The organism is Dendrosporobacter sp. 1207_IL3150 (assembly GCF_036763085.1).
Lineage (GTDB): Bacteria > Bacillota > Negativicutes > DSM-1736 > Dendrosporobacteraceae > JBAIYU01.
Window position 1 is genome coordinate 1 of the sequence record NZ_JBAIYU010000033.1, and the last position, 24,697, is coordinate 24,697.

Below are 24,697 nucleotides of genomic sequence, written 5' to 3' on the forward strand. Positions count from 1 at the left end.
CGGTATTAGCGTCCCTTTCGGAACGTTGTCCCCATCTAGAAGGCAGGTTGTCTACGCGTTACTCACCCGTTCGCCACTAGGTACCGCCCAGCACTTAGTGTTCTTATTTTGTAGGTGTTGGCACTTTTGGAGGGCGTAATGAGCTCACTATCGTTCGCTCATATGCGCCGGGAAAAGTTACTCACCGTTTACAAAAACACTTAGTGCTGGACGTTACCCCGTTCGACTTGCATGTGTTAGGCACGCCGCCAGCGTTCGTCCTGAGCCAGGATCAAACTCTCCAATAAAAGCATTTATGTCGAAGTTACGCCGCAAGCCGGGTAACTAAGCGATTCACAAGAAATCAGAGATTTCTGTTCTCTGCTTATATGAAGAACCTTGATGGCTCTTTATAATTCGAAATTGTTGTATGGAGCGGAAAACGAGATTCGAACTCGCGACCCTCGCCTTGGCAAGGCGATGCTCTACCACTGAGCTATTTCCGCACACATGTTTTGTGCTCATTGAGCACCGCACATCTGGCATTTTTCTTCTTACATTGTTTAGTTTTCAAGGAACACATTTTGTCGCTTGTCTTAACCGCGACTGGAGTTTTTATTATACATATGTTTTATACTTATGTCAACACTTTTTATTCTTACCAAATTATTCAAGATATATACTACCGTTTTAATAAATATAGAAGCAGTTATATAAGCTAATAATAGTTCGACTAAATTAGTTAAAAGAATATAGAAAGGAAAAATCCCCCGCCACTACTGACGGGAGATTTATCTAAATTGATCTGCATGTGGAAAAAGGAGATTGACAATATCTAATATACAACAACTTTTTCTGATTTACAATACGTTGTCTGAATTTTTAAATTAATTAATTAATTTAAAAATCTATATACGAAGTTGTATGGTTGTATCCATATGAACAATTATCATCTGGTTCAGCAGTATAATTTAAGATAAGCTTCTTGAGCTCCACCACTTGGCTTATGTCTACTCCTGTATTGTATTTACATATGAAATGTAACGCTCTTACTACCTCTTCCATTGATGCATTGCCCGCCCGTTCACCAATGCCACCAATAGTTGTACTAACATATTCAGCGCCAGCCTTACAAGCAGCTACACTATTAGCGACGGCCAAACCAAAGTCGTTATGAGTGTGAATTTCTATCGGTAAAGGACAGCTATTAGTTATTATCTTAATTTTATTGTGGGTTGCTATCGAATCAAGACAACCAATAGTATCAGCATAACGAACCCGCTCAGCTCCAAGTTTTTCTGCTAATCGGGCTAACTGTAAAAATTGTTCTGTACTTGACCGTGAAGAATCTTCAGCTCCAATAGAAACTCTGCAACCGAAGCTTCGCGCAAATAATACTACTTCTTCTAATTGTGCCAATACCCGTTCACGGCTTGTCTTCAATTTATGTTTGATATGCAGATCCGATATTGGTATCGAAATATGCAAAAAGGAAAAGCCGCATTTGATCGAAGCTAACACATCTTCTTTACGCGCCCTATTCCAAGAAAACACTGTACTTCTTAAGGGCTCTGCTAAAAGCATTTTCATCACTTCTTGTTCCTCTTCGCCCATCGCAGGTACACCAGCTTCCAACCACCGAACGCCGATACTATCTAAGGCACGTGCTATTGCAAGCTTTTCTTCTGCGGTAAAAACCAAGCCTGCCGCCTGTTCCCCATCCCGCAATGTCGTATCAACGATGTATATTTCTTTTCCTCTCTGCATATTTCTACACCTCCAATCGCATTGTCTTGAACTAAACCAAATATTTCGTAATACAAGTTAATCAATTCAAAATCGCTAAGCGGCCCCCTAATATCGTTTGCTTTTTTCCGCACTAAATCTAATAGTAGTACCGCAGTAAACTCCGAGATCGGCATGTTCCAGCTTCTAAGTTTGGCTTTTATGGAAGCTGTGCCGGAATGTTTGCCTATTACTAGTTTTCGTGTGAGCCCAACTACCTCCGGCGCAAAGGGTTCGTAAAGTTCTGGATTCTTTATTACCCCATCAACATGGATTCCCGACTCATGCGCAAACACATTATTACCGATAATAGGTCTATTTTGGGGTAGTGCTTTTCCAAAACAAGCGGCAGCTTGAGAACATAAATCAGCTAACTTATTAGATATTTCTATAGGTTCATTGATTAAAAATTTACAGCCTAACATTACTTGCTCTAACGCAGCATATAGCTCTGTTCCCGCGATTTCGACTGCCACCCTTCGTACACCCGCCCTTATAGCAGCTAAGGTATTGCCAGCAGCCAATCCCATATCATTATAAGCATGGAATTCTAGTTCTTGTTTTAGCTTCTGCGACAAAAAAGATAGTATATCGTATGTTGATAAAGGTTCCAACAAACTATCTTCGTCACAATAGATTAAAGTATCAATTAACTCAGAATCAAAGCATTCAACAAAGTTAACTAATTCAAGAGCGGTTAATGCAGATGCATCACCAATCCGTAAACCTACAACTAAATTAAGCTCCTTTGCTTGCTTTAGAGCCTTGCTAATTTGTTCTACTTCTAAAACATCTTGAAAATAGATGCTTATCGTAACAGCTTTCATCCCCAGCTTTGCTGCCTCAAGGATCTGCTGCGAACACGGTTCAATATTACCCCGCATTTTTTTTATCGGTAGTCCAGACTTTTCTGGCAGCTTACTCCAATTATCAAAATCAATATCGGCGCAATCCAGGCAAATATCTTTTGTCAACCGCACTAGTTCAGTTATTTTTCCTTTGGACAAAGCTTGCTTAAAGCCTTGATTAATCGTTTGATCAATAAAAATAAGCGGTTTAGACATAGCCACTACCTCACTTAGTATTTTTTATTAAAGTGACTTTAACTTCCTTCGAATTTATCTGCTCCTTCAGGCAGGTATAATTACCTTCTAACGCTATTGCTTCCAACCATAAGGGAATATGATTACAGCTTATTTCTAATTTTGTAAAAGTCCCCGCTTTTACAAATGGGAGCAGCGCCTGTTTGCTAGTTATACTAGAGTTATTTTCCTGAATTTCTTTTAATGAAAAAGTATACTCACCTGGTGAAGTTTGCTTTGGTCGCGGCACTTCGACTGGTGTAATCTGCTCGCGTGCTAACTCTGCTGCTTCTTCTTGGTTTATAATATAATCTAAAAATTCATCTGGCTTTCCTTCAAACTCCCATATGCTGAGCCCCGCTTTTTCTAATTCGAAATAGAAAATTCCATTAACATTTAATGCAACAAACACTTTGCTTTTAGCAGCTATAAACTCTACGTTCTCATCTATCTTCTGACGCATACTCCGTACGCCTTTACTTTGCTCTAAGTCAAAGTTCTTCTCTTCAATTACATTCCAGACACCTTGCTGTTTTTGAAAAACAATTATCCAGCCGGGTTCATACGCCGATATAGTCCTTCCATCATCCCCCACTAATACTGCAATCGAAAGTGCCATACATAAGCCCTCCATTCGGAATAATTACAGTTCCAGGCGCTTTACAATCTTTCCACCCTCAATATGTGAATCCATAATTTCTTCAACGTCATCTGGGGTGACCTGACCATACCAAACATTATCGGGGTAAACAACAACAACAGGCCCCTGACCGCAGATACTAAAACAGCCAGTATTGGTAATGAACACTTCGCTGCCTAACTCCCTTTCTTCAATCTCTTCCATAAATTTTTCCATAATCGCCAGCCCGTCTTTTGTATGACACGTACCTTTTAATTGTCCATTTATCCGAGAACTTACACAAACGAATATATGATGTTTGGGTTTATTCATAATACTGCCTCCTTCTTTTTACGAGTTTTTTCAACTTCCAATTGCTCATAAGTATAATCCAAGCCATTTTCTACCGAATCGCAAAACTCAATACTGTATATCCCGTGCTTCAGAAGTCTTTTCTGAGCTTGGAATCCAATCCTCATAGTGAGTACAGCGTCGCAGTCGGAAATCATATCAACAGTATGACTGCGGATTGATTCCCGTCCGTCACAGTTCTCCATGCCATGACAATATTTCTCAACTTTACGTGTCTCAATTAATCTAAACTTACCTTTACTACCCTCATATATTAAAAACTCGTCCGCATACCCAAAATGCTGATCAACAATTCTCCCATATTTAGTTGTTACCGCAATTTTTAATTTATCCTCAGATGCATAAAATGAAGATTTATCTTTACGCTCTGCTGAAAATCGAAACTCATGTGATCGATCCTGACCTAGCAGCCCAATAGCATCAGCACGACATTGTTGACAGTGACGCATTTGGGGAAGAAACTGCTCACACTTAGAGCGCATATCATTTACTTCTTTCATACTTGTCTGAGACATTGACTCAAATACACTGCCAGGCGCAGGAATTAGCGGCATTATATTAGTAACAAACACGCCCATATCCTTAACCTTTTGGACAACCACAGGAATGTGTAAGTCGTTAATTCCTTTGATCATGACTATATTAATCTTTACTAATACACCATGGCGAATCAGATATTCTATCCCTTTTAACTGATTTTCCAATAGCGTTTTAGCGGCTTCAATCCCAGTAAGCTTTTGTCCGCGATAATTTATAAACTTATAAATCTTAGCGCCTATTTCCGGATCAACACAATTAACTGTAACCGTTACATGATTAATAGCTAATTCAACTATTTCTTGCGCAAACTCTGGCAGCATAAGTCCGTTTGTCGATAAACAGAAGACGATATCGCTATTAGCTCGCTTTATTCTCTCAATAGCTTCCCTTGTTTCTGGCCAATTTGCAAGGGCATCTCCCGGCCCTGCTATGCCAACAACGCTAAGATGTTCTATCTTTTCTTTTACCATATCAAACTTACGCTTTGCATCTATCGGTGTTAGCACTTCGCTGGTAACTCCTGGCCGACTTTCGTTTACACAGTTAAATTTTCTATTGCAGTAATTACAGCTTATATTGCAATGTGGAGCAACCGGCAAATGCATGCGGGCATATTTCGTATGAGCATCTTTTGAATAACAAGGATGTTTAGCCGTTTGTTCGCTTGCTAACGTAGTCATCGGAAACTCGCTTTTATCATTACAGCCGCCACAGCTCATAATAAGTCACCTCACCCTTCGCCAGTGATTCTTTTAATAGAACCTCTGTAATATTTTTTCTTCATAGTACTACGATAATTTTTATATTTGTTTTCTAGTAAAGTATTTGTTAGTCGATCCAGAAAATTTACTGTTCCCGTATAACCAACTGAAAGCACCCTCTGTCCCCCAACACGGTCATGAATTGGAAATCCTATTCGAACCAAGGGGATTCCTTCACGTTCTGTCAGATACCGGCCATCTGAATGCCCAATAGCAATATTCGCTCCTGCGATACGGCTGTTAGCTCTAATCGTCATAAAATCCGCTTCGTTTAAAATTGTAACTTTTACCGGCGAACTTTCAATTTCTCTTTTTAGAAGTTCTCCTAGTTTATCGTTCTTACTGCCACTAGCAATAACAACAGGATAAATACCATTCTCAAAGCAAGTCTTTGTTACAGCATACACTAATTCTGGTTCACCAAAAACCACTGAACGACCTTGGAAATTGTATTTATGCGAATCAATCATGGCATCAAGCAGCCGCCCTCGCTCGTCATTTATAATATCTGGACACACTTTGCCAGTAATTTGAGTGAGAGTTTTAATGAATAAATCAGTGTTCTCTATACCAATTGGTATCGGTAAATTATAAAGCGGCACTGAGAATTTTTCTTCAAGATATTTGCCTGGTGAAAGTTCATCAGCCGCCGTTATCCCCATTTGGATCGTGGCCGTTGCTCCACCCATTGCTTCAATATCTGAAATTCTAGTGCCGCCTTTGGCTATTTTCGTATATGGTTTTTCAAAAGGACGATCAAGTGTATCTGAAATATCGGGAAGAAGAATATACTCAATATTCATTAATGCCAAGATGCGTTTTATTTCTCGAATATCCGCAGGACTAATATTAGGAACAATAATGTTAACTCTGTTGTGTGGTTCAACTTTTTGAGTAAGCGCTTCGATAATACTCTTTACAGCTAAGAGATATCCTTCTGGATGATTCCCTCCATAGCCAGGTGTCGACACAGCCACTATTGGTAAATCTTTTATTCCATTATGAGAAATAAAATCACTAGTAATTCTTTTAACATCTTCGCCGATTGTTTCTGCTAAACAAGTTGTTAAGACACCAATTAGCTTTGGGTTGTAAACTTTAATTATGTTATCCAAGGCTTGTTTTAAGTTACCTTCTCCGCCATATACCGTACCTTTTTCATTAAGTGACGAGGACCCTACATCCACTGGCTCATTAAAATGCTCAGCAATATGCCGCCTCATATAAGTGCTGCAGCCCTGTGACCCATGCAAAATAACCATTGATTGTTCAATTCCTTTAAATGGCAGTATTGCTCCCATCGGCATGCACATGCTGCACGGATTTTCATTTACACTCTTGTAATTGGTGTTTTCCAGACCCACAGCTTCCCCTCCTTTAACGAACAAAGTTCCAGACTGGCGAACAAACCGTTGAATATACTTCTTTAGCAAAATTAATTGCCCCGACGAAACCGCTTAACGGATGTTTTCGATCATGATTATGATCAATAAAACAAACACCTAATTTATAAGCCAAAGGTCTTTCTTTTACTCCACCAACTAGAATATTTGCACCTTGCTCAACCATAAATTTTTCTAATTCAGCCGGATTAGCATCATCTAAAATTATTGTACCTTCATCCACAAGATCGCTTATAGTGTCGTATTCATCTCTTCGCCCAGTTTGCGTGCCAATCATTACTACTTCAATGCCAATTTCTCGAAACTGCTTGATTAGCGAAATAGCCTTAAAGCCTCCGCCAACATAGATGGCTGCTTTCTTACCTTTAAGTTTTTCACGATATGACTTTAGAATAGGTTCGACACTCTCTAATTCTCTTGCTATAAGTTCTTCAGTTCTAGCAATAACATCAGCGTCGCCAAACGCCAGAGCTACCTGGCGCAGCGACCTGACAGTATCTTCGATACCTAGAAAGGACACCCGTAAATACGGAATATCATAGAGGCGTTCCATCTTCTCAGCCAAATATGTCATTGATCCAGCACACTGCATGATATTGAGCGTTGCGGTAGTTGCCGATTTAAGTTCAGCATAGCTGGAATCTCCGGTAAATACCGTATTAACATCTACCCCCATTTCGTGGAGATAGTTTCGGATGATCCAAGCTTCTCCGGCTAAGTTGAAATCACCAAGGTAATTAATACTGTTACGTTTCTTTATTTCTTGGGGTTCGACTGGCGCAATAAGACGAAGTAATGCATCGCAAGCAGCTCGATATCCAGCTGATTTATTACCAATAAAGCCACTCGACTGCACAGGTATTACTTCAATACCATGCTTATTAGCTGCAGCTTTACATATCGCCTCTAAATCATCGCCGATAACTCCTACTATGCAAGTCGAATATACAAACACTAATTTTGAATTATATTTTTCTACTAATTCATCTATGGCTTTAGCCAGCTTTTTTTCTCCGCCAAATATAATATCTTTTTCTTTTAAATCAGTTGAAAAGCTATTACGATAAAGCTCCTCCCCACTGCTTAAACTACCACGAATATCCCAGGTATAGCTGGCACAGCCTATTGGTCCATGCACCAGATGGATAGCATCAGTTATCGGATTAAGCACTACCCTTGCCCCACAGAAAACACATGCCCTTTGGCTCACACACCCAGCTACACTATCGGTATCACATTTTATCTGAGCTTTATGCCGCCCCTTTTTTGCAATAGAATCATTTCTTTCTTTTATTACAAGTGCCGCTTCCGTAACAATCACTTCCTCCCAGTAATATTGATCAAGTAAGCATGGGGAACACAGAGCTTCTGCGCGGAGGTGCATTCCGATGCTACCAGGTTAGATTTATGTCAAATTTACATTACCAATTCAAAATCTTCATCGGCTGCATCGCGATCTTGACGGTCAAGTAGAGCGTTGCTGATCATTTCTAACAGCCTCATTGCGCCCCGATAACCAACAATCGGCATATACGAGTGTACACTTCGATCAAGTACAGGAAAGCCGACGCGCACTAGCGGAATATCTTCTGCACGGGCAATGTATTTTCCATAAGTGTTTCCAATTATCAAATCCACTGGTTCATTTTTTATCCACTGATGGAAAGTAAATAAATCGCCGCCAGCTTTAACATTTCCTTTTACTCCTGCTTGGCTCAGCATTTCTTGGATATCCTCTTCAAAGCTGCCTACAGCCGATCCAATAGCCCCACCAGGAGTACCAGTTAGTACATGCACCGGTATCATACCTAAACTGAGTACAAATTCGGCAATACCAGTAACGATATCAGGATCACCAAAAATAGCTACCTTTTTACCGTGGAAATGGAAATGAGTATCGGTCATGATATCAACTAACTGACCTCGTTCGAGTTCAATCTCGGCCGGAATTTCTTTAGCAAACGCTCTTCTTGCTACCATTAAAAGCGCATCAGTAGCCTTAATGCCAATCGGAGTTTTTAGAGTTGCAACGGGTACTAGACATTTCTTAGCTAGTACTTCTGCACCGTCGCTCGATGCAAAACGCCCTAACGCAACAGTAAGCTTAGAATTACCAGCATCCTTTAGCTCAGCAACAGTAGTTCCGCCCTCTGGATACATTTGAAACTCCCCAGTCATTGGCGAATCGACTACCCCTGAAGTATCAGGAAACATAACTGATTTTGCACCAATTAGTTTCAATAGTCTTTTGATCTCGCGCATATCTGCCGGATTAACGAACCCGGGGATAACATTTATTTGTTCTTTTTTGATTGGCTCAGTAGCTTCAGCAAAATAATTCACCATACCTTTTACCATGTTCGAGAAACCAGTAATATGTGAACCTTGATAACTCGGAGTGTTTGCATGGATGACTACTTTGCCTTCCGGTACTTCTGCTGAACGTATGATGCTTGGAATATCATCACCAATTGTCTCAGTAAGGCAAGTTGTATGAACCGCAATTACATCTGGGTCATACATAGTAAACACGTTCTTAATCGATGCTTTAAGATTTGCACCGCCGCCAAATACTGAAGATCCTTCGGTGAAGCTGCTAGTTGACGCCATTACCGGATCGCGAAAATGCCTGGTTAAGTGCATACGGTGAAAGGAGCAGCAGCCTTGAGAGCCGTGACTATGCGGTAAGCATTTATGAATACCTAGTGCTGCATACATAGCACCAATCGGCTGGCAGGTTTTCGCGGGATTAATTAAACCGCCGCCAGTACGTTCTTTTATCTCTTTTGGTGTACAATCTAACATTTACGCCACTCCTTCCTCTTCTGTTACTGTACCGACTAAAAGTGGTTCATTTTTCCACGGCGGAGTAATGAAATTCCAAGTTGGCGAAGTGAAGCTCATGCAAATATCTTCTGCGAAGTTCAATGCACCATTAAAACCGGCATATGGACCGCTATAATCATAAGAATGTAATTGTTTTGATGGGAGTCCCATTTTTTGAATTACATATTTATCTTTGATACCAGAAGCAAGAATATCCGGCTTTAGGATTTTAATAAATTCTTCTGTTTCGAAATGATTCAAATCGTCAACGATAACTGATCCATCTTTCATTTCAACGTTCATACCACAATATTGACTAAGTGGTATTTTCTTCTTGAGTTCTTCATAGCGTTCAGGTGACAGTTTAAGACGGAAACGCTCAGGATCTTTTTCCACATGAAGGTCAGGGATATTCTTGGTATCAGCATCAAGCTTAATATCAGGGATAACTTGCCGTCCCTCATAGTCATCACGATGCGCAAACTCATAGCCTGCAAGCACTGTTTCCATACCTAATTCTTTAAACAAGCCTTGAAAATGATGCCCACGGGAACCGCCTACAAAACAGAATGCAGTTTTGCCTTCGCAAATCTTTTTATATTGATCTATTTTCGCTTCAATACGGGCTAATTCTTTAGCAATCACTTCTTCAGTTTTTTGAATTAACGCTTCGTCGCCAAAATACTGAGCTATATCGCGAAGTGTATCACATGTGGCTTGAACGCCTACGAAATTCACTTTAAGCCAAGGTGTACCGTACTTGATTTCCAGCATCTCAGCAATATAGTTTATTGAACGGTGGCACTGTACTAAGTTAAGTTCTGCAACATGAGCATTCTTCAAATCTTCGTAAGTTCCATCACCTGTCATAATCGTAACAATATGATAGCCTACTTCTTTTAATATTCGTTCAACTTCCCAGCCGTCGCCGCCAATATTATATTCGCCAAGAAGGTTTATAGCATATTTGGCAGGTGCCTCTTCGGCATCACCTTTACCAATTACATGCTCCATCAAGCCATTGTTAGCAATATGATGCCCAGCTGACTGGCTGACGCCTTTATACCCTTCGCAATTAAAGGACAATACTTGGATACCATATTTTTCTTCAGCTCTTTTGGCTACTGCTCCTAGATCGTCACCGATAAGGCCAACCGGGCAAGTTGCTGAAATCGATATAGCATTAGGACTAAAAATTGCCATTACATCATCAATAACCTTAGCTAATTTCTTTTCACCGCCGAATACGATATCGCTTTCCTGCATATCGGTGGTAAAACAATAGTTGATAAAGTTTTTTTCGGGGTTTTCGGATTTAGCCTTATTACGGCGGGTACCCCAGGTGTAATAAGCACAACCTACTGGGCCGTGAGTAATATGAACCATATCTTTTAAAGGTCCAATTACAACACCTTTGCAGCCAGCATACGCGCAACCCCGATTTGTAATAATCCCTGGAATTGTCCGGGTATTTGCCTCTATAATCTGCGGAGTCTCGGCCGCCGAATCTCTAACAAGTATGTGTTTTTTACGGTTCTTCTGAACCTTCGAAGGATACTTAGCTAGTATCTCCTCTAATTGTTTTTCCGTCATAGCCATAAATTTGCCCTCCTTTTCTGCGCTACGCTCTAATTAAACTGCAGTTTCACCTGTTTCACCTGTACGAACGCGAATTGCATCCATTACCGGCAAAACGAATATTTTACCATCACCGACATTATTTTCAGTACGATTAGCTGCAATAATTGCATCAACAATCCCTTTAACATCTTCATCCTTTGCCAGCACCGTGAATAGACGCCGTGGAAACAAGCGTTCACCTGTTAAAAACCCATCAATTAATACTTCTGTATCTGCCTCTTCATCGCCAGCTAATTTAAGCAGTCTATTTTTACGTTCCATAATAATCGACTCATCATTGACCAATTTACCTCGGCCCATTACTTTAAATGCTGTAAAACCAGCAGCTCCAGCCTTAATTAAGGCTTTTTTGGTATCATTGGTTTTGTTCATACGTATAACTGCAATAATTTCTTTCATCGCCAGCCCTCCTTATAGGCCTGCAGCGCCGGTAGATATTGTATAAGCTTCATCTATAGCACTGATAAAGATTTTCCCGTCGCCGTATGCCCCTTTTTCTGAAGTTTTGGCTGAGCGAAGAATAACGCTTATAATATCATCCTTATATTCGTCTCGTGTTGCTATCATTAGTAATGCTTTTGGAATCTCATCATATACGATTCCGCCGATTTTAATCCCTTTTTGCTTACCACGGCCGACAACATCGACGACAGTAGCTGCATTAAAGCCAGCCTTAGCTAATTCCAGTAAAACTTCGTCTTTCTTTTCTGGTCTAATTATCGCTCTAACTAATAACATAGCGTCACTCTCCGTCATATTATTTAAAATTATAGTTCAATAAGACCGTATTCCATCATTAGTTGTTCCAAACGGTCTTGTACCATTGGTTTAGGAATAACAAACATATCATTGCCATCAATGTTGTTAGCTAGTTGACGATATTCGTTTGCTTGATCAGCAGTAGGGTCATAATCGATAACAGTCTTCTTATTAATCTCTGCTCTTTGAACCAGGTTATCGCGTGGTACAAAGTGAATCAATTGTGAGCCAAGTTCTTCTGCAAAAGCTTTTAACATTTCATGCTCACCATCAACTTTACGGCTATTGCAGATAATTCCGCCAAGTCTTACTTTTCCGTTTTGAGCATATTTTTGAATGCCTTTTGAAATATTGTTAGCTGCATAGAGAGCCATTAGTTCACCAGACGCTACAATATAGATTTCTTCTGCTTTGCCCTCTCGGATCGGCATTGCGAAACCACCGCAAACAACATCGCCTAAAACATCATAAAATACATAATCAAGATCTGGAGTGTATGCTCCAAGAGATTCCAACAAATTTATTGAGGTTATAATACCGCGTCCTGCACAGCCTACGCCTGGTTCTGGGCCGCCTGATTCTACGCAGCGAGTATTTCTATAACCTGGCTTTAGGATATCCTCGAGCTCGATATCGTCGCCTTCATCTCTTAGTGTGTCTAGAACTGTTTTTTGGCAAAGTCCGTGTAATAGAAGACGAGTAGAGTCAGCTTTAGGGTCACAACCAACCACCATTACTTGTTTTCCTGCTTCAGCCAGTGCAGCAACTGTATTTTGAGTAGTAGTGGATTTTCCAATACCGCCTTTTCCATATATAGCAACTTGTCTCATAATCATTTCCTCCTTAAAATTTCCAATATATTGATGCTTGAAATTAATTATTACGATGGTTATAATAAAGTAAGGCACGTCGAATAAGCCCTGCCAGGGGTAAAAGACTAGCCATCCGCTCCGTAAGTACTGCGAATACTTATGGAGCTTTTATATTGCTTCGACGCCTCTCGTCATTTTCTATAATGACCACCACCTTTTATAATTAGAATTATCAACCAGCCAGGGCTAAATGCGCAAAGGAGCTATCGGTGATAAAGACCACCTAAATAGCTCCTTTGCTTTGCGACAGAAAACTTACCCCTGCCGGTACGATATTAAATTAATAAAGAAAGCACAGCTTTTACCAAGCCTTTGGCGAAAGCAGAAGCTGCTGCTGCCCTTATGCAGGTAAGAAAGTTTATACTTTCTTATAGTAAACAGAAAAAGCTTATAGACATTATGCCTATAAGCTTCGTCGCTTAAGAGAATCTTAAGTTGAAGTCAGTATAACACATTAAAAATAAGGGTGCAATAGGGTCGTAAAAATTCGCAATATTAAAATGAGTCTGAAAAAGGCGAAGATAAATCATCTACCCAGTTTTTTGTTTACTCTTTAACTTAAACTTATTAAACTAGAAAGTAACTCTGCTACAAATAAGCTTAACTCGATATTACAACCCCTCATTGATTCATACTTAAGCGAAACAGGTGATTGCAATGACTTCTCAGTCCTATGTAATTTGCGAACGAAGGATTTATTCTAAAGCTCCTTATAATCATGTGCACCCATATGCTCAATTGCTGGTCCCTATTACTGGCTGCCTTAATGTTAGCGTTGATTCACACGCTGCAATTGCCAATGAGAATAACGTCCTTTTTATACCTGCAGATTCAGAACACTCATTCTTTGCTGCAGATAAGAACGAGTTTTTTGTATTTGATATTCCAACTCATTTTTTACAGTCGAACTTAAATCAAACAAAAAAACCTGAGATCATCAGTACGTTTGATAATCGCTGGCAGGCAATACGTTCATTGCTCTTTTCAGAGGTACATGAAAAACCTGCATATAACCAATCCATTCAGGATTTACTTCGCTATGCTATACACCTTATAGCACCAAATAAATTACCTTCATCCATTCAGTTTATCCATGAAAACTATCATAATAAACTAACCGTACAACAGCTTGCAGCAATGGAACATTATAATCAGTCTCACTACCACCATTGGTTTCAAAAATATACTGGAACCACTCCAAGGTTGTATATTCAGCGATTAAGAGTAGAAAAAGCTAGAGAATTACTGTTGACAACCAATTACTCTTTACAGCATATCTCCTGTCAGGTAGGTTATGGCCATCAGTCTACGTTATCAAAAGCATTTCTTGAGTTGGAAGGCCTGACCCCTCTACAGTTTAGAAATACCATTTAATCGTAATCGCATGTGAATGACTAATGTCATAATTAATGACTCTATCTGATTTTAAGATAAAAACGAACAGACTCTAACCTAAAAATATTTCTCTATAATCTGTTAAAATAGTGCTATCTTCTACTGGAGGTTATAAGTCTATGAGTAAAAATAACTTAGGCGCTATTTACTTATCAGGCGCGGCTAGCATATGGGGCGGCCTTTATGTTGTAAGTAAGTTTGCCCTAGATATAGTGCCACCCTTTACTCTTATGTTTCTACGGTACCTTATTTCATTCCTTGTACTGGCACTCATCTGCAAGTACACTAATACCACAATAATTCCCCGGTTAAATAAAATAACTTTATTTCAGATCGGCTTTTGCGGCTACTTTCTATCCATAGCTGCACAGTTTATTGGTACAAAATTATCGTCCGCCCATATGGGAGCAGTAATAACTACATTATCACCAGTTTTCCAGTCAGCTTTTGCAATATGGCTATTGCGTGAGAAAATAACTTCACGCCAATTACTGTCAATTGCCCTGTCATTCGTCGGAGTAATGATTATAAATGGAGTCTCAGGCTTTGGTTCCACCGGAAGCAGTCAAGAAGGAGCACTTTTTCTATTAATTGCTGCTCTATTTTGGGGTTACTACTCCGTTTTAGCAAAAAAAATCTCTCACATCTACTCAGCTCTGCAGATCACTACGTTTGGCATACTTGTAGCGACTGTCGCTAGTTTTCCTGTCGCTGCTTATGAATTTACAAACATAAATTTCGCTTTACTTATAAGCTGGCCAATCATTCTTAGCATACTCTATCTGGCTGTAATCTCAACTGCTGTTGCTTTTTTTCTCTGGAATAAAGGCCTGGCACTGGTTCCATCACACCAGGCAGGATTATTCTTTTTCTTACAACCGCTTGTCGGCAGTTTTTTAGGATGGGCTTTACTTGACGAACACCTTAATCAATCCTTCTTTATCGGGACAGCACTAATACTCGCTGCCGTGTATATTGTTATGAGCGGAACTACTTCATCTAAAATCTCCATAGAGGAAAAACAAAACACAAGCTCCTAAAAAATCAGGTAAAGTATCATTACGGCTTTTATTCTTAGTGATACTTTACCTGAAAAGTTAACTCATTCGTAAAATAACTTTAAATATTCGGCATAGCCTTGTTCTACAAGTTCATCTTTAGGGATAAAGCGCAATGCCGCAGAATTAATACAGTACCGCAGTCCTTTCGGACCAGGACCATCATCAAACACATGACCGAGATGCGAATCGGCTTCATTGCTTCTAACCTCAGTACGAACCATACCGTGACTCAAATCAGTTTTCTCTTTTATCTGAGTTTCGTTAAGGGGCTTAGTAAAGCTAGGCCAGCCGCAGCCCGAATCAAATTTATCGATTGAACTAAACAGCGGCTCTCCAGATACTATATCAACGTAAATTCCTTCACGTTTATCGTCCCAAAAATCATTTCTAAACGGTGGTTCAGTTCCATTATTCTGGGTAATTTCGTATTGCAGCGGAGTTAGTTTAGCTTTTAGAGCTTTTTTCTTATCATCATTTCCCCAATGTTTTTTTATATAACAAGCTCGACCCGAACCTTCTTTGTACATATTATAATGCATTTCATTCTTACGGTAGTAACCTTGATGATAATCTTCGGCAGGATAAAAAACGGCAGCCGGTAGAATAGCTGTGGCTATCGGACGGTCAAACCTGCCGCTTTTAGCCAGCTCTTGTTTAGATTCCTCAGCTAATTGCCTCTGCTCTTCATCGTGATAAAAGATTGCCGTTTGATATGATTGACCACGATCCGCAAACTGCCCCCCTGGATCAGTAGGATCAATCTGACGCCAAAAAATATCGAGCAAATCCTTGTATGTTACTTGTTCAGGATTGAATTCAATTTGAACTGCTTCATAGTGTCCGGTATCATTGTAGCAAACTTCCTGATATGTTGGATTCGGCTTATGTCCTCCTGTATAACCTGCTAGCACTTTTTCTACTCCTGGTAACGCTTCGAACGGTCCAACCATACACCAAAAGCAGCCTCCGGCAAATGTTGCAATCCTTGCATTTTGTACCATAATGCTCACTCCTTTACCAATTAAAATAATCAATTAACTCAAGAATTACCCACATCAGTTATACTTATGTAAAAGGAAAAAATGCATCTTGACATTTGGAAGAACTCATATTAATATTTAAATATTACCTCTAAATTAAATATTGGACTCTTATCCAGAGTGGTCGAGGGAATGGCCCGATGACACCCGGCAACCGGCAGAAATGCAGTGGTGCTAATTCCACCAGGATGTAATCCTGGAAGATGAGAGACGTAGTTATAATACGTTCAAACTCTTTCTTCCAGAAAGGGTTTTTTTATTTTTCATTATGAAAGGAGCGACTAAAATGAATTGTCATATAGTTACTACAAATGGAGATATAGATAATAATTCGGAAGGCCAAAACTTTGCTCAAAGTACGCTTGATACTTTAAAGCGTAAAAAGCAAAGAATAGTTATAGTAATCGAAGACGGGCGAGTTGTAAAATATATTCAAAAAAATATTCAAAAATTTTAAAGCTGCTATAAAACAAACCTTTTAAACTATTATCTCCTCATATCGAAATTCCGTCCCTGGTCAATATATTTAATCTTACTAAACACCCATGGAACACCCACCATAGCCCAGATAGTTGCCAACCAATAACGTATGAACCGGAAAATATTATAAATATTTGATTCTTCATTTGGCAAGGCTGCCTTCAATATATATAGAATCAATGCAAGTGAGCAAAGTCCAAAAACAACCCTTAGTGCAGAATTCTTCCAGTCACTTTCAAATTTCTGCGGTATGTTTTTGATGAAATATTTTCTTATTAAAACCCCAAACCATCCACCCGAAATAGCAGCTGTTATTGCCCAATTGTCACGCACAGGACTAACTGCTAGCAGCAAAAGTGGTACTATCAGTGCTAAAACCGCCTCATACCGCCAATCCCGAAAGTTCGGTGCTAATTCGGATATTAAACTTCCCCTAAAGAATAAATTTAGCATTAAAATTCCGAAAACCCAACCTGCTAGAATATCACTAGGGAAATGAACTCCTAGGTATACCCTTGAAACTCCAATCAAAAATGCTATTACACCAGCAGCCATAAAGAGTGACTTCTTTTGTAATGAATAGCCTAAACCACCCCAAAAAACCAAACCATTCTGAGCATGATTGCTCGGAAAACTATATCCACTGGCTGGAGTTAGTTGTACAGCTGCATTATATATAAAAGGTCTTGGTTGACTTACAATATCTTTAATAAAAGTATTGAAATAATGTGATAACAGGATACAGCTTATTAGCCTTATAGCCACCGAATATTCTAGATTCCAAAGTATTATCGGCAATGCGGCTAAATAAAATTCCTCCTCGCCCATCAAGGTTATGATTCGAAAAAGATCATCCAAAAACGGAGTTCTGAATTGTTGAACTAAAATAATGAAATCCAAGCCGACTTCCATTATGTCATTTATTTTTATCACCCCATAAAAAGAGTTGCTATCATTCATCTGATGATAGCAACTCTTTTCGTAAATATTGGGGATAATTCCTGCCTATTCAAGAATTTTTTACACTTTACAATAAAGATCCATATACTGTTTGCCAGAGATACCTGGTTTAGTCATTTCGCCTGGCGACAGAATAACATCCAGCTGATCATTATTCATAAGATTCTGTTCTAATATTATCTCTCTAATTGGCTTGCCTGTTTGCTGCGCTTCTTTCGCAATAAGAGAAGCCCGCTCATAACCAATATGAGGCGTAAGTGCCGTTAAAATTCCTAGACTGCGGTTGACGGCTTCTCGGCATTTCTCTTCATTAGCCTTAATACCCTGAATACACTTATAGTTCAAGGCGTTAACCGCATTAGTAAGAATGGTTAAGGAGCTAAATAGATTATAAGCTAAGACAGGTTCCATTACATTTAATTCTAATTGCCCTGCTTCTACAGCCAGCGCCACAGCTTGATCATTGCCTATTACTTGAAAAGCTACTTGATTTACTAGCTCAGGAATAACCGGGTTAATCTTACCGGGCATAATCGAAGAACCAGGTTGTAGAGCTGGTAAATATATCTCGTTTAGGCCAGTGCGAGGTCCAGATGCCATAAGTCTTAAGTCATTAGAAATTTTAGATAGAGTAAGGGCACAAACCTTTAACGTACTAGAAAAATCGGCCAAAACATCGGTGTTCTGCGTTGCATCTATTAGATTAAGCGAAGTAGTATAATTAACGTCTGTTAGCTGAGATATCTGTTTAGCCACTTCAGCAATATATACCGGTTCGGCATTTAAGCCTGTACCTACTGCCGTTGCCCCCATATTTATTTCTTTCAAGCTGTTCATAGATACTTCTATGCGCTTTATCGATCGGCAAAGAGCATCGGCGTAAGCCTTAAATTCCTGCCCCAAGGTAATCGGAACAGCATCCTGTAAATGTGTTCTGCCCATTTTTAAAACATTTTGGAAACTTACAGCTTTATCATTGAAGCTATCTACCAAAGCGCTAAGTTCATTAACTAACTTCTTACCCTTTACGATAGTTGCAATACGAATAGCTGTCGGTATAACGTCGTTAGTTGATTGCGACATATTAACATGGTTGTTTGGCGATACCAGAGTATATTCGCCCTTTTGACCGCCTAAGATTTCGATAGCACGATTAGCTATTACCTCGTTAGCATTCATATTCATTGATGTCCCAGCCCCACCCTGGATAGGGTCAACAACAAATTGATCATGCCACTTACCGCTGATTATTTCATCGGCGGCTTGAATTATTGCCTTACCAATGTTTTCGGATAATAAGCAGGCTTTTATATTAGCATTTGCTGAAGCCTTTTTTATAACGGCTAAAGCTACAATAAATTCACGACTTAGACGATGACCGGTAATGGAAAAGTTAGTTACAGCACGTAAGGTTTGTACTCCGTAGTATACATTATCCGGAAGCTGTACTTCACCTAAAAAATCACGTTCTGTTCGCATAGAATTTCCCCCTTATGCGTCAAATTGAATTGCGCATATTTTCTGTATTAGTATCTTGTATACATTATACCAAGGAAGTACTCTAAATACTAGATATTATTTTAAAAAGTTCGCACTTGGTGGACATTTCAAATTTCTCAAGTTTTTTCTATTTTTTGTTTTTAACCAATAAAAAATAACCTGAAAAGAATTACATTTTTGTAATCTCTCAGGTTTATGCTCTATTAGCTAACTATGTATTCTTATGTTTTCTTTGTTTATAGGTTTCGTAACGACTCTTACCTTCATCAAAAGCTTGCTGCTCCGCTTCGTTAGTTATTTCTAAAGGTGTCACCCTTAGCGGTTTTCCGCCAGCATTAATCGCAACCATAGTAAAATATGCTGTCAAAGCACATTTACAAGATTCGTCACTGTACAGATCCTCCACCTCAACAATAACGGCTACTTCCATTGAACTGCGTCCAACAAAGGTAAGATGCGCTCGGCAAGTAACCCAGTTACCTACAAAAATAGGATGATGAAAAGTTAATTCGTCAACACGAGCCGTTACTACATTGGTACGAGCATGGCGCTGAGCAACAACAAATGCGGCGTTATCCATCATCTTCATGATTTCGCCACCATGAACGTTTCCGGCTGGATTAGCTTGGTTAGGCTGCATAACTGCTGACATAACAACGGCTGACTGAGCAATACTCTTTCCTTCCATGTCACACACTTCCCTTCTTGCGAATATAGTAGTAAAATTAATTTATACAGGAGAGAAATTTCCATAATTATAGCATAAAGTTATTTTACTGCCAACAATTTATAAAAGAGTGTTTGGAGTTACGACAATGCTTTTAGAATACAACACTGTCAAAGGTTTCGCTGAAATTGAATTATATGTTGATAAGTCCCGCTTTATAGCTTTTGTAAATAATGCCCAAACTGAAACTGAGGCTGTACTATTTATTGATAGTATAAAGAAACAGCATCAGGATGCTACTCATAATTGCAGTGCCTATGTGGTTGGAGAAAATGATATGCAAAAGGCTGATGATGATGGCGAGCCGAGCGGTACAGCCGGGAAACCAATCCTTGAGGCTATCAAAAAAAATGGACTGAGAAATACAGTCATTGTAGTGACCCGCTACTTCGGAGGAATTAAACTTGGTGCAGGCGGATTAATTAGAGCATACGGCAAAGCCGCAAGCAATGTTATAACCGCCGCTGGAGTTAACCTGAAATGTTTACACACAAAAGTAATAGTTGATCTTGATTACTCTATGCTTAGTTCTATTGAACATCAGCTTGCAGTTCATAAGATTAAAGTTTTACGAAAAGATTTCTCAGAAAAAGTAACACTGACGGTAGTAACTCCTAGCGGGCGGGAAAACGAGCTTATCAAACTACTCACCGATCTTACCGCTGGGCAAGCCGTGATATCTTGCGCAGATGAAATATACCTGGATATGGATATCTAAAAACAGGTTATCAATTATGATAACCATAATACAAAAGCCTGATTCCTTTTGTGGAATCAGGCCTTTTGACTTTATTTTAGCTTATACTAATTTCCAGCCTTCAATATGGAGAGTGTTAAACCAAAGTAGTTTTCCTAGTACTATCTTTAAAGAATATGGTGATATAAAATTTAATGGTACAAAAACACTGATACCATTTAATAGGTACTCATTAAAGTCTTCCAGATTATCCGGCTTGCCTAACCGGACTGTTGGACCAAGGTTTATTCGCCCACAGCACATTCCAGCATCACACCCATGGGAAATAGTTACAACCCCGCCTTTATTTTTAACATAATCGCGGACATCGTCGCTTACCCGAAGCATCAGGCACCCCTCCACGAAAAGCTCTGCATAGTTATCGAAGCAGGAAAGACTGTATGGGAGGCACATACAGCAAGCTTATATTGAGGGTCAAGACAGTACCGCCGATAAAATAAAGTAGGGTAGTCGTCTTGCTGGTCTGTTTCAAGCCTAACGCTACCATCATCATCATCAGTTTTAACCGTATAGCAATCCCTGCTATATGGTACTTTTCGTCCTACCGCCTCAAAGTAGCTTTCTTTTAGAGTCCACAAATTATAAAAGTAGAGCATTCGCTGACTATCATTATCGCATCTAATAAACATCTCTTGTTGCTCTCTTTTAGATAAGACACAACTCAATTCTTTAGTGCTTAAAGAGCGCACTTGTTCAATATATACCCCTACCGGCTTTGTATCAACGGCACAAATAAGCCATTTTCCGGCATGTGAAAGGCTGAAATAAAAATCTTTGTTGCCGATTACCACCAATTTGCCAAACTCATCTTGAGCTACCTCGATGTTTTCCAAACCGGCTTCATCCTTAGCAATTGTCTTTACTATTGAATTAGTAAGCTGCCTAATCTGAATTTCTTCATCTAATATTTCTGTAATGTTAGTACTCAAGCCATGCAAGGATTGATATGTTCGAGACATTTCAGCTATACGCATAGTTTCACTTACTTGAAAAGCGTAAACTTTCATTATGCTGTCATCACCTACACATTATTTTTCCTAATTATTACTTACAATTCATTATACTATTAACGTAAATATTTTGTATGAGTTTTTTAGAAATATTTATTTTTCAATATAACAGCTGTGTGTTTCTTTTCACTTTGTCTTTGGTTTACAAATAATTTCTGATATATATGTATCTAGAACATTTGCAGCATGAGCGGGCTTTACAATGACTGCTGTATCCGCCCCTTTACCAGTACCAGCGATTGCTATTACCTCCTGTCCATAAGGTATAAGCCCCGCGTCTAATGCCATGATTGCAATCTCAGTGCAAACCTTAACACCCTGCCCAAGCATTCGCAATGCTGCTGCCATTATTTCAACTGGATTGCTCCCCTGAAACTTGCGGCTTATTCCCCGCTCAGCACCTGAAAGTACGTGAGTTGTTGATAAAATTTTTATACCTCTTTGCTCTAAGACCTTTCGATTTACATTCAGCATTGTTGATTGGCCTGGTTCAAAAAAACCATTTACATATGTTACACATACAAAATTATTAAGCTTTTCAGCTAACTGCACTGCTGTTTCTCCAGTACTCGATGCTACTATTATATGTTCGATCCTACGCTCTTGCGCTGTACTTAAAGCTAATTCTATAGTTTTAGTGGTATTTTCAATACCTGGTTTTTCCCAATACATTTAATCACCTCAATATAGAGATTCACCACAATCATAATACTTCCTCGCGTCTCAGCTTATTTTTTCGATAGACATATTTAAATGCATTTAATAAGTCTTGCCGATACAAAATGCCACATATAAACATTCTATTACTCGCTTCTTTAGACAGATTTTACAATATTTTATTAGTAAATACCTGACAGTAAATACATTAATTTGCAGGAAATTGTAAGATCGTGTCGAAATATTTATTAGATTTTTCAATCGTTAAGTATATATCGGGGAGCGTAAAATTCATATGAATATTTCCCAAAATAAAGGCCCTGACCTGATAATAAAAAATCTGCCACTTAAAGTAACATTATTATACGCTTTTATCGGGGCCTCATGGATTCTTATTACGGATAAAATCTTTCTGGATGCATCCTTCAATACTGGTGATGTAGTATATCTGAGCATCTCAAAAGGCTTTATTTTTGTATTACTAACTGCTGCGCTGCTTTACTTGATTACGAATAATTTTGTAAAGAAAATTATTAATACCGAGGCTAATCTGAGTAAAAGCCATCAAGATTTACAAGTCGCTTTTGCCGAACTTGCAGCTAGCAAGGAACAACTAAAAAATCAGGTTGCTGAGCTAAGCGACAGTTCAACTGCATTATTAAAAAACCAAAAAGAATACCGCGCACTTTTTGATCAAATGATAAATGCTTTTGCTCTTCACAAAATAATCTGTGATGATAACGGTATCCCCATTGACTATTTGTTTTTGGACATAAATCCTGCTTTTGAACGTGCCACTGGCTTAAAGGGCGAAAGAGTTATTGGTAAATCAATTCGCGAGATTTTCCCTAATATTCAAAATAGCTGGATAGAAAAGTACGGGAAAGTGGCTCTAACCGGTGAACCTATTACTTTTACTGATTATTTTGCAGAGACACAAAAGTATTATCACATTGAAGCATATAGTCCTGAACATGGTCTGTTTGCTGTTCATTTTTTAGATGTTACCGAACAAATCCAACATCATAATACGGTAGAGCATATGGCATATCACGACTCGCTTACAGGTCTTCCCAACCGAGCGCTAATCGAACAACGACTTGTTGCTGCAATTGATAATGCCGCTATCTCCAATAACAAAGTCGCCATCATGTTTATAGATCTAGATGACTTTAAACTGGTAAATAATACACATGGCCACACTGCTGGCGATCAAATGCTAAAACAGATTGCGCAAAGATTACTAACATGTGTACCAAAAGATTGCACCCTTGCCCGGTTAGGCGGCGACGAATTTATTATATTACTCACCGGTATTACTAACACCTTCGAAGTAACAAACATAGCTCGTAAGGTTATCACTGTTATCAAAGAGCCATGGACTTATGCTGAAACTACCTTTCGAATGACTGCGAAAATTGGCATAGCTATCTACCCGGATGACAGCGGTAACGCTGAGAATCTAATGAAAATGGCTGATATTGCCATGTTCAAAGCTAGGGAACAAGGAAAAGGAAAATATCAGTATTATATACGCGATATGGATTCACACATAGCCAAGCGTATGGAAATTGAAACAAGCTTATATCAAGCTCTAGAAGAAGAGCAATTTGTATTATATTATCAGCCGAAGGTTAATGTATCGGGCATGATTGTTGGTGTTGAAGCATTAATACGCTGGCAGCACCCAACTAAAGGGTTAATACCTCCTTCGGATTTTATCCCAATAGCTGAGGAATGTGGAGCAATCCTTCCAATAGGCGAGTGGGTTTTGGAAACAGCATGCAGACAAAATAAACTTTGGCAGGAGCTAGGAATTCCACCAATCGATATATCAGTCAATTTGTCGGCTAAACAATTTCAGCAAGTCGGCTTGCTGAAACTTATCGCTAATAAATTAACAAGTACACAGCTAGACCCTAAGTGGCTTACAATTGAAATAACCGAAACTATTGCTATGAAGTATGCTGATTATACTGTAGAGATTCTCAATTCGCTTAAGGAACAAGGAATAAAAATTGCTCTTGATGACTTTGGTATGGGTTACTCTTCTCTCATTTACCTAAAGCGTTTTCCAATAAATTCGCTTAAAATTGACCGATCATTTATCCAGGATATCAAAGGCGGGTCAGATGGTGCCTTTATTGCCAAAGCTATAATTGGACTTGGTCAAAGTCTTAAATTAGATGTTGTTGCCGAAGGTGTTGAAACCATGGAACAGTTAAGCTATTTAAAAGAACAAAACTGCACTCAAATGCAAGGCTATCTGTTCAGTAAACCGCTTCCATCAGATGATATGACCGAACTGTTAAAAAAATATGCTTAAACAATGAAGCCTGCAGCTTTTGAACTGAACCCAGCAAAACAGACATTGTGACAAAAAGCCTCCTGTTGTAGGATAACTATGACGGGAGGTTTTAATTATGCCACGAAAATGGACAGACATAATGTCTTTGGAAACAATCATAATA

Annotated in this window: 24 protein-coding genes, 1 tRNA gene, 1 rRNA gene and 1 riboswitch; of the genes, 5 read left to right on the plus strand and 21 right to left on the minus strand. The window is 39.1% G+C overall.

Features of this window, described 5'->3' with window-relative positions:
• The 14 genes from V6C17_RS15805 to nifH all read right to left on the minus strand — a co-directional run.
• Window positions 1-287, minus strand: a 16S ribosomal RNA gene (locus tag V6C17_RS15805); the annotation flags it as partial.
• Between the two features lie 123 nt (window positions 288-410).
• Window positions 411-485 (minus strand) — tRNA-Gly (locus tag V6C17_RS15810).
• Between the two features lie 394 nt (window positions 486-879).
• The gene (locus V6C17_RS15815) at window positions 880-1,746 is read right to left on the minus strand and encodes a homocitrate synthase (RefSeq protein WP_333523546.1); all 867 of its coding nucleotides are present in this window, start codon (window positions 1,744-1,746) and stop codon (window positions 880-882) included.
• On the minus strand, window positions 1,647-2,828 hold the full coding sequence (locus tag V6C17_RS15820) for a homocitrate synthase/isopropylmalate synthase family protein (RefSeq protein WP_333523547.1): 1,182 nt from the start codon (window positions 2,826-2,828) through the stop codon (window positions 1,647-1,649). Before V6C17_RS15820 ends, V6C17_RS15815 begins: the two co-directional genes overlap by 100 nt.
• A 10-nt stretch (window positions 2,829-2,838) precedes the next feature.
• Entirely contained in the window at window positions 2,839-3,465 is a 627-nt protein-coding gene (locus tag V6C17_RS15825) for a Fe-only nitrogenase accessory AnfO family protein (RefSeq protein ID WP_333523548.1), read from the minus strand.
• A gap of 24 nt (window positions 3,466-3,489) precedes the next feature.
• Window positions 3,490-3,798: a 2Fe-2S ferredoxin gene (locus tag V6C17_RS15830; RefSeq protein ID WP_333523549.1), complete on the minus strand. Its 309-nt coding sequence runs from the start codon at window positions 3,796-3,798 to the stop codon at window positions 3,490-3,492.
• Entirely contained in the window at window positions 3,795-5,096 is a 1,302-nt protein-coding gene (nifB, locus tag V6C17_RS15835) for a nitrogenase cofactor biosynthesis protein NifB (protein ID WP_442891521.1), read from the minus strand. The genes V6C17_RS15830 and nifB overlap by 4 nt, the downstream gene beginning before the upstream one ends.
• A gap of 11 nt (window positions 5,097-5,107) precedes the next feature.
• A complete protein-coding gene (locus tag V6C17_RS15840) occupies window positions 5,108-6,502 on the minus strand; it encodes a nitrogenase component 1 (RefSeq protein ID WP_333523550.1) in 1,395 nt (464 codons plus the stop codon).
• Window positions 6,503-6,515: 13 nt separating this feature from the next.
• Window positions 6,516-7,862, minus strand: coding sequence for a nitrogenase iron-molybdenum cofactor biosynthesis protein NifE (gene nifE / locus V6C17_RS15845; RefSeq protein WP_333523551.1), 1,347 nt, complete (start codon window positions 7,860-7,862; stop codon window positions 6,516-6,518).
• 95 nt (window positions 7,863-7,957) lie between these two features.
• Window positions 7,958-9,346, minus strand: a complete 1,389-nt coding sequence (nifK, locus tag V6C17_RS15850; protein ID WP_333523552.1) for a nitrogenase molybdenum-iron protein subunit beta — start codon at window positions 9,344-9,346, stop codon at window positions 7,958-7,960.
• Window positions 9,347-10,966 (minus strand): nitrogenase molybdenum-iron protein alpha chain, encoded by a 1,620-nt coding sequence (gene nifD, locus V6C17_RS15855; RefSeq protein ID WP_333523554.1) that lies wholly within the window; start codon window positions 10,964-10,966, stop codon window positions 9,347-9,349.
• 33 nt (window positions 10,967-10,999) lie between these two features.
• Complete coding sequence (locus V6C17_RS15860) at window positions 11,000-11,407, minus strand: P-II family nitrogen regulator (protein WP_333523555.1); 408 nt, start codon at window positions 11,405-11,407, stop codon at window positions 11,000-11,002.
• 12 nt (window positions 11,408-11,419) lie between these two features.
• The gene (locus tag V6C17_RS15865; protein ID WP_333523556.1) at window positions 11,420-11,746 is read right to left on the minus strand and encodes a P-II family nitrogen regulator; all 327 of its coding nucleotides are present in this window, start codon (window positions 11,744-11,746) and stop codon (window positions 11,420-11,422) included.
• A 29-nt stretch (window positions 11,747-11,775) separates the two neighbouring features.
• Window positions 11,776-12,597 carry a nitrogenase iron protein gene (gene nifH / locus V6C17_RS15870; protein ID WP_333523557.1) on the minus strand — a complete coding sequence of 274 codons (822 nt, stop codon included), beginning with the start codon at window positions 12,595-12,597 and terminating at the stop codon, window positions 11,776-11,778.
• A gap of 699 nt (window positions 12,598-13,296) precedes the next feature.
• Here nifH and V6C17_RS15875 point away from each other — a divergent pair.
• On the plus strand, window positions 13,297-14,013 hold the full coding sequence (locus tag V6C17_RS15875) for a helix-turn-helix transcriptional regulator (RefSeq protein WP_333523558.1): 717 nt from the start codon (window positions 13,297-13,299) through the stop codon (window positions 14,011-14,013).
• Window positions 14,014-14,153: 140 nt separating this feature from the next.
• Window positions 14,154-15,074, plus strand: coding sequence for a DMT family transporter (locus V6C17_RS15880; protein WP_333523559.1), 921 nt, complete (start codon window positions 14,154-14,156; stop codon window positions 15,072-15,074).
• A 62-nt stretch (window positions 15,075-15,136) separates the two neighbouring features.
• Here V6C17_RS15880 and msrB read toward each other — a convergent pair whose 3' ends face one another.
• Complete coding sequence (gene msrB / locus V6C17_RS15885) at window positions 15,137-16,096, minus strand: peptide-methionine (R)-S-oxide reductase MsrB (protein ID WP_333523560.1); 960 nt, start codon at window positions 16,094-16,096, stop codon at window positions 15,137-15,139.
• 147 nt (window positions 16,097-16,243) lie between these two features.
• Window positions 16,244-16,345: riboswitch (SAM riboswitch) on the plus strand.
• A 76-nt stretch (window positions 16,346-16,421) separates the two neighbouring features.
• Here msrB and V6C17_RS15890 point away from each other — a divergent pair.
• On the plus strand, window positions 16,422-16,592 hold the full coding sequence (locus tag V6C17_RS15890; RefSeq protein WP_333523561.1) for a hypothetical protein: 171 nt from the start codon (window positions 16,422-16,424) through the stop codon (window positions 16,590-16,592).
• 29 nt (window positions 16,593-16,621) lie between these two features.
• Here V6C17_RS15890 and V6C17_RS15895 read toward each other — a convergent pair whose 3' ends face one another.
• The 3 genes from V6C17_RS15895 to V6C17_RS15905 all read right to left on the minus strand — a co-directional run bounded on the left by V6C17_RS15895 (window position 16,622) and on the right by V6C17_RS15905 (window position 19,763).
• On the minus strand, window positions 16,622-17,575 hold the full coding sequence (locus tag V6C17_RS15895) for a phosphatase PAP2 family protein (RefSeq protein WP_333523562.1): 954 nt from the start codon (window positions 17,573-17,575) through the stop codon (window positions 16,622-16,624).
• Window positions 17,576-17,635: 60 nt separating this feature from the next.
• A complete protein-coding gene (aspA, locus tag V6C17_RS15900) occupies window positions 17,636-19,054 on the minus strand; it encodes an aspartate ammonia-lyase (RefSeq protein WP_333523563.1) in 1,419 nt (472 codons plus the stop codon).
• Window positions 19,055-19,286: 232 nt separating this feature from the next.
• The gene (locus V6C17_RS15905; protein WP_333523564.1) at window positions 19,287-19,763 is read right to left on the minus strand and encodes an acyl-CoA thioesterase; all 477 of its coding nucleotides are present in this window, start codon (window positions 19,761-19,763) and stop codon (window positions 19,287-19,289) included.
• A gap of 127 nt (window positions 19,764-19,890) precedes the next feature.
• Between V6C17_RS15905 and V6C17_RS15910 the strand changes: the two genes are divergently transcribed.
• Window positions 19,891-20,520 (plus strand): YigZ family protein, encoded by a 630-nt coding sequence (locus V6C17_RS15910; protein ID WP_333523565.1) that lies wholly within the window; start codon window positions 19,891-19,893, stop codon window positions 20,518-20,520.
• A gap of 81 nt (window positions 20,521-20,601) precedes the next feature.
• On the opposite strand, the gene V6C17_RS15915 is transcribed toward V6C17_RS15910, so the two are convergent.
• The 3 genes from V6C17_RS15915 to V6C17_RS15925 form a co-directional block, all read right to left on the minus strand.
• Entirely contained in the window at window positions 20,602-20,886 is a 285-nt protein-coding gene (locus V6C17_RS15915; protein ID WP_333523566.1) for a CC/Se motif family (seleno)protein, read from the minus strand.
• Window positions 20,886-21,566 carry a 4'-phosphopantetheinyl transferase family protein gene (locus tag V6C17_RS15920; RefSeq protein WP_333523567.1) on the minus strand — a complete coding sequence of 227 codons (681 nt, stop codon included), beginning with the start codon at window positions 21,564-21,566 and terminating at the stop codon, window positions 20,886-20,888. Before V6C17_RS15920 ends, V6C17_RS15915 begins: the two co-directional genes overlap by 1 nt.
• A gap of 129 nt (window positions 21,567-21,695) precedes the next feature.
• Window positions 21,696-22,241, minus strand: a complete 546-nt coding sequence (locus tag V6C17_RS15925) for a pyruvate kinase alpha/beta domain-containing protein (protein ID WP_333523568.1) — start codon at window positions 22,239-22,241, stop codon at window positions 21,696-21,698.
• 280 nt (window positions 22,242-22,521) lie between these two features.
• Here V6C17_RS15925 and V6C17_RS15930 point away from each other — a divergent pair, with 280 nt between their 5' ends.
• Window positions 22,522-24,552, plus strand: a complete 2,031-nt coding sequence (locus tag V6C17_RS15930) for a putative bifunctional diguanylate cyclase/phosphodiesterase (protein ID WP_333523569.1) — start codon at window positions 22,522-22,524, stop codon at window positions 24,550-24,552.
• Window positions 24,553-24,697: the final 145 nt, after the last annotated feature.